This window comes from Leisingera daeponensis (assembly GCF_019801465.1).
In the GTDB taxonomy this organism is placed as follows: domain Bacteria; phylum Pseudomonadota; class Alphaproteobacteria; order Rhodobacterales; family Rhodobacteraceae; genus Leisingera; species Leisingera daeponensis_A.
Map to the genome: position 1 here is coordinate 68,726 of NZ_JAHVJA010000006.1, position 16,971 is coordinate 85,696.

A 16,971-nucleotide genomic window follows, 5' to 3' on the forward strand; every position below is an offset into this window, starting at 1 on the left:
CCCCGGCCCGGTCAGCCGGGCTGTTCAGGGCAGGCGGTGGCAAAGGCAGGGTGGGCGGTGCAGGCCGCCTCTACTGCACAGATCCGCGGCAGGTCTGAGAAATCCGCCTCCCAGCGGCGAGCATTGTAAAGCTGCGGCATCAGGCAGATGTCGGCCAGGCTAGGAGCATCACCGGTGCAATAGGGCGCCTGACTGAAGCCTTTCAGCAGAGTTTCAAACGCCTGCAGGCCGGGGCGGATGAAATGCTGCATCCAGGCCTTGGGCATATCCGGCGCGCCGCTGCTGAGTGTGGTGGCATGTTTGGCGACTTGCAGATTGCAAACCGGATGCACATCCACTGCCAAGGAATGAGCCAGTGCCCGTGCCTTGGCGCGCTGGCCAAGGTCCTTGGGCAGCAGGCCGAGGTTCCGGGTTTCATCCAGATAATCGAGGATCGCCAGCGACTGGGTCAGGCGCAGCCCGTCGATCTCCAGCACCGGCACGAACCCCTGCGGATTGCGGGCCAGATGTTCCGGGCTCTTGTGTTCGCCCTTGACCAGATCAACCGGGACCGAAGTGTATTCGATCCCGGCCAGGTTCAGCGCGATGCGCAGCCGGTAGCTGGCCGATGAGCGCCAGTAATCATAAAGGATGGTGCTGCCCATCGGCGTCCTCCATTACAGTAAAGGCAGCCCGGCGGGCTGCCTTGCCGGCCTGATCCAATCAGGCCTTGTTCAATTCCTTGGCGTGCAGCCACTCGGCATGTTTGGGGGCCTTCTTGGTCTTGGACCATTCCTCCAGCATTTCCCATTTTACCGAGTCGAGCTTTTGCAGCAGCGCCTCTTCTTCCGGGTCGGGGCAGGCCAGCTCCACCCGGTGGCCGTTCGGATCGAAGAAGTAGATCGAGTGGAAGATCGAGTGATCGGTAACACCCAGCACCTCGACGCCGTTGGCCTCCAGATGGTCCTTGAACTGGATCAGGGTTTCGCGGTCCTTCACCTTGAAGGCGATGTGCTGCACCCAGACCGGCGTGTTGCGGTCGCGGTCCATCTCCGGCTTGGTCGGCAGTTCGAAGAAGGCCAGGACGTTGCCGTTGCCTGCATCCATGAAGATATGCATGTAGGGATCGGGTTCATGGGTCGATGGAACATGGTCCTCGGCAATCGCCAGGACAAAATCCATGTTCAGCATCTTGTTGTACCACTCCACCGTCCGCTTGGCGTCCTTGCAGCGGTAGGCGACGTGGTGGATCTGTTCGATTTTCAAGCGGAGTCCTCCCCAGTTTTCAGCGCGGCAGCCGCCAGCGCCTGTTTCAGGATCGCGCGTTTCCCAATGTGGTTGGCCAGCACCAGAACCAGGCGTGCGTTGAGCGCATCGCTTTCAGCCTTGCTGAGATCCTCGTGCGCGGCCAGCAGATCGGCATAGAAATCGTCGGCCCGCTCAAGGTTGGCGGTCAGGATCAGTTGGTCTTCGGTCATCTTGATCATTCCTTGCCGATGGCCCGGCGGACAGCGTGCCGGAACTGGTTTTCGTCATAGCTGGGGCGTCGGGCGGCGACATGCTGGTCCGGGCGGATCAGGTAGACACCGCTTTCGGCGCTTCCCAGGTAGCGTTCCTTCAGCGCCAGTGTTTTGTCGTCTTTGATGGAGAGCGCCAGGCGGGTGACCTCGATGCCGGATTCCTCGAACATGTCGGGGGCGTCGGCGTCGATGGTCAGCAGGGTGAACTTGCCGCCCAGCTTGTCCAGAAGGAACCCGTCGCCAAGCGGCACGTCGGGGCAGGAAGAACCCGGGCGGGTGCGCTCCGGCCCGTTCAGCGCATCGGCTGAGTTCAGCGGCGAGCCGTCATAAGTGCAGGGCACAGACAGGCGGCCGGAGTTCACCAAAGGACGGGCGAATTCATACTGTTCGGACAAGTCCAGAACAGCGTCGCGCAGCACCCGGCTCATCTCCGACTTGGGGGTGATGAAGTCAGTGGAGCGTGAGGAGTTCAGGATGTTCTCGTCGGCACCGTAGACGCGTTCCACGTCATAACTGTCCAGCAGGCACTCCGGTGCCTTGCCGTCCATCACCAGCTTGAGCTTCCAGCACAGGTTATCGGTGTCCTGCAGGCCGGAGTTGGCGCCGCGGGCGCCGAACGGTGACACCTGGTGTGCGGAATCGCCTGCAAAGATCACCCGGCCGTGGCGGAATTTTTCCATGCGTCGGCACTGGAAAGTGTAGATCGACACCCACTCCAGCTCGAACTTCACATCTTCGCCCAGCATGGCCTGCAGCCGCGGGATCACATTCTCGGGGCGCTTTTCGCGCTCCTTGTCGATGTCCCAGCCCAGCTGCAGGTCGATCCGCCAGACGCCATCGGGCTGCTTGTGCAGCAGGGCCGACTGGCCCTTGTTGAAGGGCGGGTCAAACCAGAACCAGCGTTCGGTCGGGAAATCCGCCTCCATGATCACATCGGCGATCAGGAAGTTGTCCTCAAACACCCGGCCGACAAAATCCAGCCCCAGCATCTGCCGGGTGGGGGAGCCGGCGCCGTCGCAGGCGATCAGCCAGTCGGCTTCCAGATTGTAGGGGCCTTCGGGCGTGTCGACTTCCAGCGTCACATGGCTGGGATGGGTGCCGATGGCCGAAACCTTGTTGCGGCCGCGGATCTCAATCGGTGCGCCCTGTTCCTGCAGTTCGCGGACCCGGTTCACCAGGTATTCTTCGAAATAATACTGCTGCAGATTGATAAAGGCGGGGCGCTTGTGGCCCTCTTCCGGCAGCAGGTTGAAGTCATAGACCTGACGGTCGTCAAAGAACACCTTGCCAGTGTTCCACTGCACGCCCTTGTCCACCATCGGCTGGCCGCAGCCCAGCCGGTCGAGGATCTCCAAGGGCCGCTTGGCAAAGCAGATCGCGCGTGAGCCGAAGCTAACCTTGTCGTTTTCGTCCAGCACCACGACCTCGGCCCCTTGCTGCACCAAGTCGATGGCGGCAGCCAGGCCGACGGGGCCGGCCCCGATCACGACCACCGTGCGGCGAACCGGGGCAGGGGCATCCTGATCCGCATGGCGGGCATAGGGGTACAACGGGACTTCAAAGATCTTGTTCATCAGGTCTCCTCCCAATTTCCGGGTGCCCTTAGGCACAGCTTCCCTGTTTCCCGGCATGGGCACGCCGGGAGGATGGTCTAGCGTCTCACAGGTTCTGCCAGGGCGATACGATCTGGATCAAATCGCCCCGGTTGCAAAATCAGCCCTGCAGGGCCTCCCACATCTCCAGATCGCGCTGGGCGGTCCAGATCCGCGGGTGCGCGATGCCGCGGGCCTCGTCATAGGCGCGGGCGACGTTGAAGGGCAGGCAATGCTCGTAGATCGCATAATCCGCAAACTTCGGATCGCATTCGGCACGCACAGCATCCCAGGCTTCTTTCAGCGAACCGCCGCGTGCAGCGATGCGCTGAACCGGGCGGTAGGTGCTTTCGACGAAGTCGCGGGTGTTCTCGATGGCGGCGTTGACCATCTCCTTGCCCACCAGCGCATCGCCGCGGCCCGGGGCAATCGCGTCCACGTCATAGGCTTTGATGTTGTCGAGCGTCTGGCCCCAATCGGCGAAATGCCCGTCGCCGCAGTAGCAGGCCGAGTGGTATTCGACGATGTCGCCGGTGAACATCACGTTCTGGTCCGGTACGTGGATCACCGCGTCGCCCGCGGTGTGGGCACGGCCGATCTGTTTGATGTCGACCCGGCGGTTGCCGAGGAAGACAGTCATCTGATCGGTGAAAGTAGTGGTGGGGTAGGTCAGCCCCGGGATGCTTTCATGGCCTTCAAACAGGCGCGGGAAACGCTGGAACTCGCTGTCCCAATCTTCCTGCCCGCGCTCCAGCACCATGTTGTATGCGGCATTTGACATGATCACTTGCTGTGCGTCGAATGCGGAGGCGCCCAGCACCCGCACAGCGTGATAGTGGGTCAGAACCACATGGGTGATCGGCTTGTCGGTCACGGACCGCACGCATTCGATCACCTTGTTTGCCAGCCGCGGGGTGGCCTGCGCCTCGACAATCATCACACTGTCATCGCCGATGATCACGCCGGAGTTCGGGTCGCCTTCGGCGGTGAATGCATAAAGCCCCTCTCCGATCTCATCAAAGGTGATCTTCTTTTCGGTCAGGTCCCCTTGGGACGCAAAAGCTTTTGCCATGGTGGATCTTCCTTATCTTGCGTAGGGGTCTTCGAGCGCGGGCAGGACGGTGCCGGTGCAGTCGCCGAAGCCAATGGTGTAGCCGTCGCCCTTGGCCGCGCCCTTCAGGGTCAGCGTGTCGCCGTCGGCGATAAAGGAACGCTCCTCGCCGGTGTCCAGCGTCAGCGGCTCCTTGCCGCCCCAGCTGAGTTCCAAGAGCGAGCCGCGGCTTTCCTTCACCGGGCCGGAGATGGTGCCGGAGCCCAGAAGGTCGCCCGCGTTCATCGGGCAGCCCGAGGTGGTATGATGCGCTAACTGCTGCGCGGCGGAATAGTACATTTCCTTGTAGTTGGTCCGCACGATGGTGGTGGCCTCCCTGCCTGTCGGCGCCATGGTGACTTCCAGATCAATGTCATAGAGCATCGGCCCGCAGTCCTTCAGGTGTTCCAGCAGTTCCACCTCGCGTTCCGGTGTGGAGCAGCGGAACGGCTCCAGCGCCGGTTTGGTCACGATCCAAGGGGAGATCGAGGTTGCGGCTGCCTTTGCCTGAAACGGCCCCAGCGGCTGGTATTCCCAGGCTTGGATGTCGCGCGCCGACCAGTCGTTCAGCAGCACGTAGCCAAAGATGTGGTCATCGGCTTCCTGTACGGTGATCGGTCCATCAGACGGGGTGCCTACGATGGCGCCCATCTCCAGCTCGATATCAAAGCGCGCGCAGGGCGCCCACCGCGGCTTGTCATCGTTCGCGCCTTTCAGCTGGCCCCAAGGGCGGCGCACATCGGTGCCCGAAACCACGACGGAGGAGGCCCGCCCGTTATAGCCAATGGGGATATGCAGCCAGTTCGGCGGCAGCGCGTTTTCCGGGCCGCGGAACATGGTGCCGACGTTGAAGGCGTGGTTTTTGCCCGCGTAGAAATCAGTGTATTCGCTGACCGCGAAGGGCATGTGCAGCTCAGCATCGGCCTGCGCCACCAGATGCGGCTTGACCTTGTCCTTCTCCGCGGCGCCCTCGGCCAGCAAGGCAGTCAAGCGCTCGCGCAGCGCTGCCCAGACGGCCGGGCCTTCCTCCATCACGTCATTCCAATAGGGCACATCGAACAGCGGCGCGTCGCTCAACTGCACCAGCCCGGCCTCTTCGGCGGTCTGCATGTCCAGGATCAGGTCGCCGATCGCCACACCGCAGCGCGGGTCATCGCCGTCAACGGAAAATACGCCATATGGCAGGTTGTTCAGAGGGAACGGGTGGTTTGCATCATTGGCCGAGGCCACCCAGGATTTCAGCAGAGGCATCGTGTCTCCAGTTTCCGGATCCGCAGATCCTTTTCATCTTTCCGGAAGTACTCCGGGGGTGAGTGGACCCCATGGGGGCCAGAGGGGGCAGCGCCCCCTAACCATTTCATTTCAGGCCGGGCGTGCCATCGAACTTCTTTTCGATGTCGCTCCAGCAGTCGATATAGTCATCCTGCAGCGGCGCTTCCTTGGCTGCAAATGCCGTCAGATGCTGCGGGAAGCGGGTCTCAAACATGAAGGACATGGTGTTCTCAAGCTTCTCGGGTCCGAGGTTGGAGTTCGACGCGCCTTCAAAGGCGTTCTTGTCCGGACCATGCGGCAGCATCATGTTGTGGAGGCTCATGCCGCCAGGCACGAAGCCTTGCGGTTTGGCGTCATACTGTCCGTAGATGTTGCCCATCAGTTCCGACATGATGTTCTTGTGGTACCACGGCGGGCGGAAGGTTTTCTCAGCCACCATCCAGCGCTCGCGGAACAGCACAAAGTCGATGTTGGCGGTGCCTGGCACGCCCGACGGGGCCGTCAGCACGGTGAAAATCGACGGGTCCGGGTGGTCGAACAGAATCGCCCCCACCGGGCAGTAAGTGGTCAAGTCGTATTTGTAGGGCGCGTAGTTGCCGTGCCAGGCCACCACGTCCAGCGGCGAGTGGCCGATTTTGGTCTCGTGGAACTGGCCGCACCATTTGATGGTCACGGTCGAAGGCGTCTCACGGTCTTCGAACGCTGCCACCGGCGCCTTGAAGTCGCGCGGGTTGGCCATGCAGTTGGCGCCGATGGGTCCGCGGCCCGGCAACTCAAATTTCTGGCCGTAGTTTTCGCATACAAAGCCGCGGCAGGGGCCTTCCAGCACTTCCACCCGGTACACCAGCCCGCGCGGGATGATGGCGATTTCCTGCGGCGCCAGGTCGATGATGCCCAGCTCGGTCGCAAAGCGCAGCCGGCCCTCCTGAGGCACCACCAAGAGTTCGGAATCAGCGGAGAAGAAGTAGCTGTCCTCCATCGTCTCGGTGACCAGATAGATATGGCTCGCCATGCCGACCTGGGTGTTCACGTCGCCAGCGGTGGTCATGGTGCGCATGCCGGTGAGCCAGGTGAGGCCTTCATCGGAATGCGGCACCGGGTCCCAGCGGTACTGGCCCAGTGAGATCACGTCCGGATCGACGCAGGGTGCAGACTTCCAATGCGGCAGGTCGATTTTTTCATAGCGGTGCGAATGTTTTACCGACGGGCGGATGCGGTAGCACCAGGTTCGCTCCGGCACATCGGCGGTAAAGGCGGTGCCGCTCAACTGCTCGCCGTAAAGGCCGTAATTGCATTTCTGGGGGCTGTTCATGCCCTGCGGCAGCGCACCGGGCAGCGCCTCGGTTTCAAAGTCATTTGCAAAGCCGGGCATGTAGCCCTCATGCGGCCCCTGAAGAGAGGGGGCCTGGATCATCTCATGGGGATCGGCTGGCCGATTCATCGCGCGTTTCTCCTCTTGCTGCTTGCGGGATATTAGTTGTTTTTGTAACTAACAAGGGAAAGGGGACGAAGATGGACGAAAAAGATGATTTCGCTTTGCAGGATTTCCTGCCCTACCTGCTGAACCGCGCGGCAGAGGAAAGCTCGCTGGGGTTCCAGAAACACTACAAGAACCGCTATGGAATGCTGCGCACTGAATGGCGGGTGCTGTTCCATCTGGGCAACTATGGCCAGATGACAGCCAAGGAGATCGGAAGCCGCGCCAAGATTCACAAGACCAAGATCAGCCGGGCCGTGGCAAAGCTGGCGGAAAAGCGTTTTGTGACCCGGACACGGGATGAAAGCGACCGCCGTGCGGAGCATCTTGCGCTGACCCCGGCGGGAGAAGCCGCCTACAAGGACCTGCGCGAACATGCGCTGGAATTCGATACTCAGATTTGCGCCCGGTTCACCAGCGGCGAGGTTGCGATTTTGCGGTATATGCTGCGCAATTTAGCAGGGATCGAGCCATAGACATTAGGCCGCTCAGCCCCCAGATAAAGCGCGGGATTATAGGTGAAGCGATGATACAGATTGATGTCAATTCGGGGCCGCTGATTGCCTGGCTGATGGAGCAGGGGCTGCAAGGCGCGCCGCAGCAGGATTTGCTGCAGGGGTATTGCCAGCGGCTGGTGGCAGCGGGGGTGCCCTTGTGGCGTTTTACCGTAGCGCAGCGTGCATTTCACCCAAAGTTTGGCGGTCTCGGTTTCTGGTGGACCCGCGAAGAGGGCATCCGGCACGAACATTATGAGTACCGCGAGTCCCCGCGCGAGGAATGGCTGCGCAGCCCGTTCTTCTACATTCTCGAACAGGATCTGGAAGAATACCGGGAGCGCCTTGAAGGCGGTGCACCGGAGCGCTTCCCGCTGCTGGGGGAGCTGCACGGCCGCGGCGCGACGGATTACTTCGCGGCAGGCGTGCGCTTTGCCCCGCCGGAAGCCGGTCCGAACAACCCGCTCAGCCCGCACGAGGGAATGCTGGCATCCTGGTCCACCGACCGAAAGGGCGGCTTCTCATCGCGCGAACTGGACCTGATCCGCACGACCTTGCCGCATCTGGGCCTGGCGCTGAAGTCTTCCTCCAACCGGCAGATGGCCAGCGATCTCTTGCAGGTTTATCTGGGCCGCGATGCCGGCCGCCGGGTGCTGTCAGGGGAGATTCAGCGCGGATCCTCGCAGCAGATCGACGCGGTGATCTGTCTGTTTGACCTCAAGGGGTTTACCCAACTGTCAGAGCGGCTGCCGGGCGCTGAGCTGATCGACATGCTGAACGGGTACTTCGGACTGGCCGTGGAGAGTGTGCAGTCGCACGGCGGCAACATTCTCAAGTTCATGGGCGACGGTATGCTGGCCATGTTCAACTTGGGAAGCATTGAAGAAGACGCCCACGCCGCGCTGGCGGCGGCAAATGAGCTGTGCGGCAAGGTGCGGAGCTTCAACGCCGCTCGCGAAGCCGAGGGGCTGCCGACGGCTTCCTATACCTTGGCGCTGCACGCAGGCGACATCCTGTACGGCAATATCGGGGCCGAGAACCGGCTGGATTTCACCGTTATCGGCCAGACAGTGAACCAGACCGCCAGAATTGCCGACATGCACCGGTCCGTCGGGCAGAGCTTTATTATCTCCGAAGTTGTCAAGAATGCGGCTGAGGGGACCGGGCACGACCTGGTGTCGCTGGGCCGCTACATGCTGCGCGGGGTGGCGGAGCCGATTGAGCTTTATACCATTTACGGAAAAAACTGCGTGGCCGCCTGCGCCGGCGAACAGTGAGCTGACCGGGGGTCAGAGGCTGACCTCGACCCCCGGCAGATTCACTTCCTTCATCATGTCGCGAAGCTCCTGCCGCGCCGCGATGTTGGAGATGTTGAGCTGCTTGACGCCAATGTCCTTGAGATCCAGAAGCGTCAGCCCGCGCGGGAACAGCTCGCGAAAGATCACCCGCTCGGAAAAGCCCGGCGCTATGCGGAAGCCGATGCGTTTGGACAGCATCTTAATAGCGCGTTCCATCTTTTCCTTGTTGACCATGCGCTGGGTGCCCACACGGTTGCGTATCACGATCCAGTCGATCGGCTTGAGGCCCGCCTGCGCCCGCAGCTGGCGGGCGTTCCAGACCATTTCGGAATAGACCGACGGGCCGGTGATGGCTTCACCTTTCTGGTCCACATGGGCCAGAAGATCGAAATCGACAAAGCTGTCGTTCAGCGGCGTGATCAGCGTGTCGGCCAGCGAATGCGCCACCTGGCTCAGGCGCGTATGCGAACCGGGGCAGTCGATCAGGATGAAGTCATGGCCCGGCTCCAGCGCCGAAACCGCAGCCGACAGCCGGTGGTCGTAAATGTTCTCGCCGGGCTGCAGTCCGGCAGGATCGATCTCCGGCAGCTCATGGATTTCCACCATCGGCAAGTTCAGACCGGCCTTGGCGCAGAATTCCTTGCGGTTTTCAAGGTACCGCCCCATCGAGCGCTGCCGCAAATCCAGATCCAGTGCCGCCACCTTGTGGCCCAGACGGGCCAGGGTGGTTGCCACATGCATGGAGACAGTGGATTTGCCCGCGCCGCCCTTCTCGTTTCCGACGACAATGATATGCGCCATGTACAGGTCCCTTCGCTCGTGCTTTGCACACGTCTTTCGCTTTGGCCCCTGTATAGGCTCTGGATTCTGTCAAGAAAAGCCGCGCGGGCAGGCTGGTAAACTTAGTGTATCACCTGTGTTTTGCAGGACCCGCCGGCTTGCGCTTGGGGCGGGCATCGCCGCCCTTGCCGCCCTTTGCCGGCAAGGCTGCCGCTGCGCGGGCCTTGTTCTTCTTGCTGTTGGGCTTGCCAACCGGCGGCTTGGGGCCCTTGGCTTTGAACGGCTTGGCCGCGGGCGCGCCGGGCCTGGTCATCCGTTTTGACGGATCCGATGCGCCTTTGGGCTTGGCGGTCACCGCAGGCTTGGGCTTGCTGGGGCGGGCGTCATTGCGCGGCTCGCGGCGCTCTTCCCGGGCCGGTTTGTCCTTCCACTCTTTGCGCGGTGGACGGCTGTCCTCGGAGCGCTCGGATTTGGCGCGGTACGGCTTCGCACCGTCGTCCTTGCCGCGGTGCGGCTTGGGCTTGCGGTCGCCCTTGAAGCTACCTTTCGGCCCGCCGGGCCCGCGGCGCGGGGCAGGGGCCAGTTCCGGAGCTTCGGCCAGCTGCTTCAGCACGGCGCCCGGCTCCAGCTCGGTCTTGCCGTCCAGCGCCTTCAGGAAGCCCTCAACGGCGCCTTCGCTGATCTCGGCAAAGGTTTCGTTGTCCTGCACCCGGATCGCGCCGATGGCGTCGCGGTCGATGTTGCCGGCCTTGCACAGCATCGGTAACACCTTGCGCGGATCGGCACCTGCCTCGCGGCCACCGGACAGGGAGAACCAGACGGAAGGGCCGAAGGCTTTGCGTTCCTTGCGCTCTTTGCGCGGCTCGGGAGTGTCCGCCGGGCGCAGGTCCTCGGGCGCCGAGTGGCGGCTGCGGAACAGGCGCAGGTAGGTGGCGGCGATCTGCTCGGGCGTGAAGCTGTCCAGCAAGGTCTGAACACCGGCCTGCTCATTTTCGGCAACCGGCTCCTGCCAGACCGGATCGGCCAGCATTCTTTCTTCGTCACGCGCCAGCACATCATCGGCAGAGGGGGCCTCGCAATGTTCGGCAGTCAGCTTGGCCCATTTGAGAAGCCGCAGCGCCTTGCTGCGGGCCTTGGGCGGGGCGATCAGGGCGCTGACGCCTTTGCGGCCCGCGCGGCCGGTCCGGCCGGAACGATGCAGCAAGGTTTCGTGGTTCGAGGGCAGTTCCGCATGGACCACCAGTTCCAGCCCCGGCAGGTCGATGCCGCGGGCCGCCACATCGGTTGCCACGCAGACGCGGGCGCGCCCGTCGCGCATCGCTTGCAGTGCGTGGCTGCGCTCGGTCTGGGACAGCTCGCCTGACAGGGTCACAACCGGCAGGCCGCGGTTGGTCAGGCGTGCTGCCAGACGGTTCACCGCGGCGCGGGTGTTGGCAAAAACGATGGAGCTGGGCGCCTCATAGTAGCGCAGCACGTTGATGATGGCGTTTTCCGCGTCCGCTTGCGCCACGCTCATCAGGCGGTATTCGATGTCCGCGTGCTGCTTGGTCTCGCCGGCGGTCTTGATCCGCATCGCGTCGCGCTGGAAAGTCTCGGCCAGGCTGGCAATCGCCGGCGGGACGGTGGCGGAGAACAGGAGGGTGCGGCGGTCATCGGGCGCTTCGCCCAGGATGAACTCCAAGTCTTCGCGGAAGCCAAGGTCCAGCATTTCGTCGGCCTCGTCCAGCACTACGCCGCGCACTTGGCTCAGGTCGATGGAGCCGCGCGCGATATGGTCGCGCAGCCGGCCCGGGGTGGCCGCCACGATGTGGGCGCCGCGGGCCAGTGCCCGTCGCTCATCCCTCATGTCCATGCCGCCTACGCAGGAGGCAATCACGGCGCCTGCTTCACGGTAAAGCCAGCCCAGCTCGTGTTTAACCTGCAGTGCCAGCTCGCGGGTGGGGGCGATTACCAGCGCCAGCGGCGCCGCGGCCTCTGCAAATGCCTCATTCTCTCCCAGCAGGTCCTTGGCCAGTGCCAGGCCGAAACCAACGGTCTTGCCCGACCCGGTCTGAGCAGACACCAGCAGGTCGCGCCCTTCCACGTCCGGCTGGGTCACAGCCTCCTGCACTTGGGTCAGGGTTTCATATCCGCGCTCTTGCAGTGCGTTGGCCAGGGCTTGTTTCACGAGGGGGCTGTCTTTCCCGCGGGGCTGCATCCGGCCCCAGCGTCAGGAGAAATGAAAGAAGGCTGCCCGTCCGGGGCAGCCTTCGGGAGGTGTTCCGAAATACGGCGGAAGGCTTAAAAGCCCAGGCCTTCGTATTTCTTCTTGAACTTGGACACGCGGCCGCCGGCATCCATCAGGCGCGAGGTGCCGCCGGTCCAGGCCGGGTGCACGGTCGGGTCGATGTCCAGCGCCAGCTGATCACCTTCGCTGCCCCAGGTGGAGCGCATCTTGATGATGGTGCCGTCGGTCATTTTGACGTCGATGAAGTGGTAGTCGGGATGGGTGTCTTTTTTCATGATACCACTCCTCAGGCTTTCTTGGGCTTGTAGTTCGCATCTTCTGCGATACGGGCCGATTTACCGCGGCGCGCGCGCAGGTAGTACAGCTTGGCGCGGCGGACGCGGCCACGGCGGACAACTTCGATTGAGTCGATGTTGGTCGAGAACAGCGGGAACACACGCTCCACGCCTTCGCCGAAGGAAATCTTGCGGACGGTGAACGAACCGGCAATGCCCGAGCCGTTCTTGCGGCTGATGCAAACGCCTTCGTACATCTGCACGCGCGAACGCGAGCCTTCGGTCACCTTGTAGCCGACACGGATAGTGTCACCGGCTTTGAAGTCGGGGATGTCTTTCCCCAGGGCGGCAATCTGTTCCGCCTCCAGCTGTGCGATCAGGTCCATCGCAACTCTCCTAATCTGCCTGCGGTTCATTCCGCAGAGGTTTGTGCCGTCATGAGAGCTCCTGGTCTTCACCGGGTCCGCAGCTGCGCCCGCCAGAGATCACGCCGTCTGTTCCTTGCAGCTGGCAGGCAGATCCCGGAGAAAACCGAAGAAGATTTTCAGGTGATAGATCCAACAGCCAGCGGCCCGGAGCCGCAAAAGCGAATCCAGACCGGCGCTGTATACGTCCGGCAGCCCTGCAAAACAAGAGCCCAGCCGCACAATAGGCAAGAGTCTTCTATTAACTCCTGCCCCGTCTTTCATGGAAAACATTAGGCCGCAGGCCCGGGCTTCAGGCGCTCAGGCTGTCTGATCGTCGACAGCGGCGCCCGGCGCGTTCTTTTTGACCGATTCAATGCCGCCATCGCGGCCGGAAGCGCTGGCATAGCTTTGCGAGGTGCCGATCACCTGGCCGTTGGTGGCCTTGAGGTTGAACATGTGCTTGCCGGAAGACGTTTCCTTGCGCTCGTAGCGCGCGTCATCGCCAGCATTCTTCTTGACCGACTCGATGCCGTTCTCGGCGCTGGCCTTCTGCTTGTAGCCTTCGCTGGCAAGGATGTTCTCGCCGTTGCCTGCTTTCAGGCGGAAGCGGAATTCTCCCGCATTGTCGGTGTAGAGTTCAAATTTCCCAGCCACCCTGCTGTCTCCTGTCATTTAACTTATGCAGAATCAGTAAAACACGGGTTTCGCATTGCGGCAACGGCTTCCATCCGGGGAAAAACCAGACTGCCGCATCAGTTGCCCTAGGGGTTGCCGTCATCCTTGGCACGGCTGTAGGCCTCCCAGAGATCCGGTCGGCGGGTCCTGGTGATCTCCTCGCTCATCCCGTGCCGCCACTCGGCGATCTTGCCGTGATGGCCGGACATCAGCACCTCCGGTATCTCCCGGCCTTTCCATTCGGCGGGGCGGGTGTACTGAGGATGTTCCAGCAGGCCGGAGGAAAAGCTCTCCTCCTCGGTCGAGGCCTGGTTTCCCAGAACGCCGGGGATCAGCCGCACCGTGGCATCGATCAGCGCCTGGGCCGCTAGCTCGCCGCCGGTCATCACGAAGTCCCCCAGTGAGACCTCCTGAATGCCGTAGTGCTCCAGCACCCGTTCATCGACGCCCTCGAACCGGCCGCACAGCAGGGTGATGCCATCGCATTGCGCGAAGGTCCGCATCATCTTCTGGTCCATCCGGCGCCCGCGCGGGGACAGGTATATCAGGGGCCAGTTGCCGCGGGTGCCTTCCATCGTGTGCTCGATCGCTGCGCCCAGCACGTCGGCGCGCAGGACCATTCCGGCACCGCCGCCCGCGGGCGTGTCATCCACATTTCGGTGCTTGCCCACGCCGAATTCCCGCAAGTCTGTTGTTTCCAGCTGCCACAAGCCTTCCTGCAGCGCCTTCCCGGTCAGGCTTTCGCCCAGCACTCCAGGAAAGGCGGCAGGGAACAGGGTGATGATCTTGGCTTTCCACACGCCCGCCAGATCCGGTGTCGGCGTCATCAGCTCGCGCGGCTTCAGGGTTGGGCGGATGGCCTTGCGGCCGTGAGAGCGGGAGGGCGTATCTGTCATGGCGTTCTCATAGGCGATGGTGCGCTGCGAAGAAAGCGAAGTTATGCGAGGCTCTGCCTCGCGCTCCGGGATATTTGCGGCCAGATGATCAAGGGGCCAGTTTTCATCCGTCAGGAATTATCCGGGCGGAGAGGGGAGGCCTGGAAACGGCTCAGAGGGCAATTCAGACCCGAACGGGCAATACCCGGCCAATGGCGTGAGAGCGCAATGCCCGACTTGCACGTTTCAGAACAGGCCTTCAGGCGGGTCGGCAACGATACGGCCTTGGCTCAGGTCCACGGTCGGCACCGCTTCCAGGGTAAAGGGCAGCAGTACCGTGGCCTTCAGGCCGGGGCCGTGGATTTCCAGCAGGTCTGAAGCGCCGTGGTTCTGCACAGATTTCACCGAGCCCAGCAACGTGCCGCCAGTGTCATAGACCTCCAGACCGATCAGGTCGGCATGGTAAAACTCGTCATCCGGCAGCTGCGGCAGCTGATCTCGGCGGGCGAACAGGCGCAGCCCCTTGATGGCGTCGGCGTCCTCTTTGGTCTCCACACCGCCCAGCAGCGCGGCAAAGCCGTTCTTGATGGGGCGTGTGATGGTCAGGGAGTAGGTCTTGGACCCGTCCTCATTGCTGAGCGGCGAGTAGTCCTCGATCTCTTCCGGGACCGCGCAGAAGCTCTTGAGCCGCACCTCGCCGCGCACCCCGAAGGATCCGGCAATTGCGCCTACGCAGATCAGATCGCTCATGGTGTCAGTCCTTTGCACAGAACCCCGCCCGCAGCCATTGGCCGCCGGATTGTTCGCAGAGCTCCACTTGGTGGTTGCGTTCAAAGAAGATGCCCGCGGTAAAGGCCACTGCAACAAAAAACACAAGCCTTATCAACCGTCCCATCGGTGGTCTCAGCGGGATTCGAGCGGCAGGTCCGCCATCCGGCTTTCCCAGCCGGTTTCTTCCAGCTCGGGCGTGTCCGACAGCCGTTCCGGGTAGCCGATGCAGAAATAGCCGATCAGCCGCCATCCTTCCGGCGCGTTCAGATCGCGGTTCAGCTGCTCCGGGTCGAGTACCGAAACCCAGCCCAGCCCCAGCCCCTCGGCGCGCAGGGCGAGCCAGAAGAGGGTGATGGCGGTGACCACTGAATAACGCCGCATCTCCGGCATGGTGGCCGCGCCCAAGCCGTGGCCTTGGATGGTTTCGTCGTCGCAATAGACCGCCAGCTGCACCGGGGCGTCGCGCATGCCGGAGAGCTTCAGCCCGGCATAAAGCTCGGCACGCTCGCCGGAATAGCCGGCCAGCGCTTCGGCATTGGCGGTTTCAAAATTCTTCAAGGCGGCGGCGCGGGCGGTTTCGCTCTCCACCCGCAGGATGCGCCAGGGTTCGCTCAGGCCCACCGAAGGGGCGAGCGGAATGGCAGAGAGGCAGCGCATCAGCACTGCCTCCTCCACCGGATCGCTGCGGAACCGGCGCACATCGCGCCGGAGCCGCATCAGCAGATCAAGCTGGCTGCGGAACTCCTCGGGAAAAGCGCCCCGCAGCTCCACGGAATTATTCCGCGTCTGCTGCTGCTTCGGCGGCTTCAGCGGCCTTTGCAGCTTTCTCTTCGGCGCGCTCCTGGGCTTTCTTGCCCGGGGTGCCTTTTTTCGGGTTGTTGCGCTCGGCCTTGGCGCGTACACCGGCGGCTTCCAGCATGCGGGCGATACGATCGGTCGGCTGCGCGCCCTGGTCCAGCCAGTGCTGCACGCGCTCCAGGTCCATTTTCACACGGTCTTCCGAGTCTTTCGGCAGCAGCGGGTTGTAGGTGCCCAGCTTCTCGATGAAGCGGCCGTCGCGCGGCATGCGGCTGTCAGCGGCCACGATGCGGTAGAAGGGGCGTTTTTTGGAGCCGCCGCGGGCCAAACGGATTTTCATTGCCATGGGTACATCTCCTTTGATGGCGTTGTCCGGGGTATGCCCCGGTTGTCCTGTTGTCGTTTTTATTCTTGGTGTTTCTTATGGTGGCGGATGACTTCATCAATGATGAAGTTCAAGAATGCCTTGGCGAATTCAGGGTCCAGATCGGCCTGCTGCGCCAAGTCTTCGAGCCGCGCGATCTGTGCCGCTTCGCGGGCGGGATCGGACGGGGGAAGGTCGTGTTCGGCCTTGAGCCGGCCTACCGCCTGGGTGTGCTTGAACCGCTCGCCCAGGGTGTAGACGAGGATCGCATCCAGACGGTCGATGCTTTCGCGGTGGCCCTTCAGCAGCTGCGCTGCGCGGGCGACGGGATCTTGGATATCTGTTGTCATCAGGGTCTCCGCACTGCAGCAGGCAAAGGTGTCATCGAGTGGGGGGAGCCCGTGCAGCGGGCGTGCACCACTTGTGCGCCGCCGCAGTGCCGCGGCGCGGTATTTGCGCGCGATTCAGTCAATGGTCCAGCCCTCTGGTTTGAAAAGCGGGTCGGCGTAATGGGCGATTTCCATGTCGATGCCATGCGCTGCCTGGCTGCTTTTCAGGGTGTCCGGTGCGGGGTGGCGATAGACCGCGTCATTGCCGTCGATGGTGGCGGCCTCGTGGTCCTTCTTGGCACCGAGCCGTTCCGCGAGCCGGATCGAGTCGAGATTCTTCGGGTCGATATAGCTGACCGCGGTCTCCCAGCCCAGTTCTGAATACAAATGCTGACGGGCGGCATGCGCCGCCTCCAGCGCATAGCCCTTTCCTGCGGCGCCGGGCCAGATGATCCAGGCGATCTCGCGCTCTGGCCAGCCTGCGGGCTGCCAGCCTCCGGCCATGCCGTAGGTCTCGCCGCTGTCCTTGTCGTGGATCATCCACATGCCGAAGCCGCGCACATGCCAGTGGCCGATCTCGGCGGCATAGAGCATCCAGGCTTCATAGGTGTTCAGCGGCCCGCCCATGAAGCGGGAGCGGTAGGAGCTGAAAGTGGCCTTGAAGTCAGGGTAATCCTGCGCCTCAGGGCCGCGCAGCATCAGTCGTTCTGTTTCGATCACCGGGATGTCAAACGGCATCAGCGCGCTC

The 16,971-nt window shown here is 62.7% G+C and carries 20 protein-coding genes; 2 read left to right on the forward strand and 18 right to left on the reverse strand.

What is annotated here, in order from left to right; genetic code table 11:
- Positions 1-11 precede the first annotated feature (11 nt).
- The 7 genes from maiA to hmgA all read right to left on the reverse strand — a co-directional run bounded on the left by maiA (position 12) and on the right by hmgA (position 6,894).
- Positions 12-644, reverse strand: a complete 633-nt coding sequence (gene maiA / locus KUV26_RS14030) for a maleylacetoacetate isomerase (RefSeq protein WP_222508807.1) — start codon at positions 642-644, stop codon at positions 12-14.
- Positions 645-702: 58 nt separating this feature from the next.
- Positions 703-1,245 (reverse strand): VOC family protein, encoded by a 543-nt coding sequence (locus KUV26_RS14035; RefSeq protein WP_222504821.1) that lies wholly within the window; start codon positions 1,243-1,245, stop codon positions 703-705.
- The gene (locus KUV26_RS14040) at positions 1,242-1,457 is read right to left on the reverse strand and encodes a DUF2783 domain-containing protein (RefSeq protein ID WP_261398855.1); all 216 of its coding nucleotides are present in this window, start codon (positions 1,455-1,457) and stop codon (positions 1,242-1,244) included. The genes KUV26_RS14035 and KUV26_RS14040 overlap by 4 nt, the downstream gene beginning before the upstream one ends.
- 5 nt (positions 1,458-1,462) lie before the next feature.
- Positions 1,463-3,073: an FAD-dependent oxidoreductase gene (locus KUV26_RS14045; protein ID WP_222504823.1), complete on the reverse strand. Its 1,611-nt coding sequence runs from the start codon at positions 3,071-3,073 to the stop codon at positions 1,463-1,465.
- Between the two features lie 139 nt (positions 3,074-3,212).
- Positions 3,213-4,163: an MBL fold metallo-hydrolase gene (locus KUV26_RS14050; protein ID WP_222504824.1), complete on the reverse strand. Its 951-nt coding sequence runs from the start codon at positions 4,161-4,163 to the stop codon at positions 3,213-3,215.
- Between the two features lie 12 nt (positions 4,164-4,175).
- Complete coding sequence (gene fahA / locus KUV26_RS14055) at positions 4,176-5,432, reverse strand: fumarylacetoacetase (RefSeq protein ID WP_222508808.1); 1,257 nt, start codon at positions 5,430-5,432, stop codon at positions 4,176-4,178.
- Between the two features lie 106 nt (positions 5,433-5,538).
- Positions 5,539-6,894 (reverse strand): homogentisate 1,2-dioxygenase, encoded by a 1,356-nt coding sequence (gene hmgA, locus KUV26_RS14060; RefSeq protein ID WP_222508809.1) that lies wholly within the window; start codon positions 6,892-6,894, stop codon positions 5,539-5,541.
- Positions 6,895-6,965: 71 nt separating this feature from the next.
- Between hmgA and KUV26_RS14065 the strand changes: the two genes are divergently transcribed.
- Together KUV26_RS14065 and KUV26_RS14070 are read left to right on the forward strand one after the other, a co-directional pair.
- Positions 6,966-7,406 (forward strand): MarR family winged helix-turn-helix transcriptional regulator, encoded by a 441-nt coding sequence (locus KUV26_RS14065; protein ID WP_222508810.1) that lies wholly within the window; start codon positions 6,966-6,968, stop codon positions 7,404-7,406.
- Positions 7,407-7,456: 50 nt separating this feature from the next.
- The gene (locus tag KUV26_RS14070; protein ID WP_222508811.1) at positions 7,457-8,701 is read left to right on the forward strand and encodes an adenylate/guanylate cyclase domain-containing protein; all 1,245 of its coding nucleotides are present in this window, start codon (positions 7,457-7,459) and stop codon (positions 8,699-8,701) included.
- A gap of 12 nt (positions 8,702-8,713) precedes the next feature.
- Here the strand turns inward: KUV26_RS14070 and KUV26_RS14075 are convergent, their stop codons facing one another.
- The 11 genes from KUV26_RS14075 to KUV26_RS14125 all read right to left on the reverse strand — a co-directional run bounded on the left by KUV26_RS14075 (position 8,714) and on the right by KUV26_RS14125 (position 16,961).
- Positions 8,714-9,523, reverse strand: a complete 810-nt coding sequence (locus tag KUV26_RS14075) for a division plane positioning ATPase MipZ (RefSeq protein ID WP_222504829.1) — start codon at positions 9,521-9,523, stop codon at positions 8,714-8,716.
- 109 nt (positions 9,524-9,632) lie between these two features.
- Positions 9,633-11,669 (reverse strand): DEAD/DEAH box helicase, encoded by a 2,037-nt coding sequence (locus KUV26_RS14080; RefSeq protein WP_222508812.1) that lies wholly within the window; start codon positions 11,667-11,669, stop codon positions 9,633-9,635.
- Positions 11,670-11,782: 113 nt separating this feature from the next.
- A complete protein-coding gene (gene rpmE / locus KUV26_RS14085) occupies positions 11,783-12,004 on the reverse strand; it encodes a 50S ribosomal protein L31 (RefSeq protein WP_027235636.1) in 222 nt (73 codons plus the stop codon).
- A gap of 11 nt (positions 12,005-12,015) precedes the next feature.
- On the reverse strand, positions 12,016-12,390 hold the full coding sequence (gene rplS, locus KUV26_RS14090) for a 50S ribosomal protein L19 (protein ID WP_039186829.1): 375 nt from the start codon (positions 12,388-12,390) through the stop codon (positions 12,016-12,018).
- Positions 12,391-12,729: 339 nt separating this feature from the next.
- Positions 12,730-13,065, reverse strand: a complete 336-nt coding sequence (locus KUV26_RS14095; RefSeq protein ID WP_222508813.1) for a YegP family protein — start codon at positions 13,063-13,065, stop codon at positions 12,730-12,732.
- A gap of 107 nt (positions 13,066-13,172) precedes the next feature.
- The gene (gene trmD / locus KUV26_RS14100; RefSeq protein ID WP_222504833.1) at positions 13,173-13,982 is read right to left on the reverse strand and encodes a tRNA (guanosine(37)-N1)-methyltransferase TrmD; all 810 of its coding nucleotides are present in this window, start codon (positions 13,980-13,982) and stop codon (positions 13,173-13,175) included.
- 225 nt (positions 13,983-14,207) lie between these two features.
- Positions 14,208-14,711 carry a ribosome maturation factor RimM gene (gene rimM / locus KUV26_RS14105; protein WP_222504834.1) on the reverse strand — a complete coding sequence of 168 codons (504 nt, stop codon included), beginning with the start codon at positions 14,709-14,711 and terminating at the stop codon, positions 14,208-14,210.
- A gap of 153 nt (positions 14,712-14,864) precedes the next feature.
- On the reverse strand, positions 14,865-15,503 hold the full coding sequence (gene bluB / locus KUV26_RS14110; RefSeq protein WP_222504835.1) for a 5,6-dimethylbenzimidazole synthase: 639 nt from the start codon (positions 15,501-15,503) through the stop codon (positions 14,865-14,867).
- 4 nt (positions 15,504-15,507) lie between these two features.
- The gene (rpsP, locus tag KUV26_RS14115) at positions 15,508-15,876 is read right to left on the reverse strand and encodes a 30S ribosomal protein S16 (RefSeq protein WP_222504836.1); all 369 of its coding nucleotides are present in this window, start codon (positions 15,874-15,876) and stop codon (positions 15,508-15,510) included.
- Positions 15,877-15,935: 59 nt separating this feature from the next.
- Entirely contained in the window at positions 15,936-16,244 is a 309-nt protein-coding gene (locus KUV26_RS14120; protein ID WP_222504837.1) for a chorismate mutase, read from the reverse strand.
- A gap of 114 nt (positions 16,245-16,358) precedes the next feature.
- Complete coding sequence (locus KUV26_RS14125; protein ID WP_222508814.1) at positions 16,359-16,961, reverse strand: GNAT family N-acetyltransferase; 603 nt, start codon at positions 16,959-16,961, stop codon at positions 16,359-16,361.
- Positions 16,962-16,971: the final 10 nt, after the last annotated feature.

Excerpts from the sequence above, each read along its gene's own strand:
- maiA (WP_222508807.1), bottom strand. The coding sequence starts at position 644 with ATGGGCAGCACCATCCTTTATGATTACTGGCGCTCATCGGCCAGCTAC.
- KUV26_RS14040 (WP_261398855.1), bottom strand. The coding sequence starts at position 1,457 with ATGACCGAAGACCAACTGATCCTGACCGCCAACCTTGAGCGGGCCGAC.
- KUV26_RS14045 (WP_222504823.1), bottom strand. The coding sequence starts at position 3,073 with ATGAACAAGATCTTTGAAGTCCCGTTGTACCCCTATGCCCGCCATGCG.
- KUV26_RS14050 (WP_222504824.1), bottom strand. The coding sequence starts at position 4,163 with ATGGCAAAAGCTTTTGCGTCCCAAGGGGACCTGACCGAAAAGAAGATC.
- fahA (WP_222508808.1), bottom strand. The coding sequence starts at position 5,432 with ATGCCTCTGCTGAAATCCTGGGTGGCCTCGGCCAATGATGCAAACCAC.
- hmgA (WP_222508809.1), bottom strand. The coding sequence starts at position 6,894 with ATGAATCGGCCAGCCGATCCCCATGAGATGATCCAGGCCCCCTCTCTT.
- KUV26_RS14065 (WP_222508810.1), top strand. The coding sequence starts at position 6,966 with ATGGACGAAAAAGATGATTTCGCTTTGCAGGATTTCCTGCCCTACCTG.
- KUV26_RS14070 (WP_222508811.1), top strand. The coding sequence starts at position 7,457 with ATGATACAGATTGATGTCAATTCGGGGCCGCTGATTGCCTGGCTGATG.
- KUV26_RS14075 (WP_222504829.1), bottom strand. The coding sequence starts at position 9,523 with ATGGCGCATATCATTGTCGTCGGAAACGAGAAGGGCGGCGCGGGCAAA.
- rpmE (WP_027235636.1), bottom strand. The coding sequence starts at position 12,004 with ATGAAAAAAGACACCCATCCCGACTACCACTTCATCGACGTCAAAATG.
- rplS (WP_039186829.1), bottom strand. The coding sequence starts at position 12,390 with ATGGACCTGATCGCACAGCTGGAGGCGGAACAGATTGCCGCCCTGGGG.
- trmD (WP_222504833.1), bottom strand. The coding sequence starts at position 13,982 with ATGACAGATACGCCCTCCCGCTCTCACGGCCGCAAGGCCATCCGCCCA.
- rimM (WP_222504834.1), bottom strand. The coding sequence starts at position 14,711 with ATGAGCGATCTGATCTGCGTAGGCGCAATTGCCGGATCCTTCGGGGTG.
- rpsP (WP_222504836.1), bottom strand. The coding sequence starts at position 15,876 with ATGGCAATGAAAATCCGTTTGGCCCGCGGCGGCTCCAAAAAACGCCCC.
- KUV26_RS14120 (WP_222504837.1), bottom strand. The coding sequence starts at position 16,244 with ATGACAACAGATATCCAAGATCCCGTCGCCCGCGCAGCGCAGCTGCTG.
- KUV26_RS14125 (WP_222508814.1), bottom strand. The coding sequence starts at position 16,961 with ATGCCGTTTGACATCCCGGTGATCGAAACAGAACGACTGATGCTGCGC.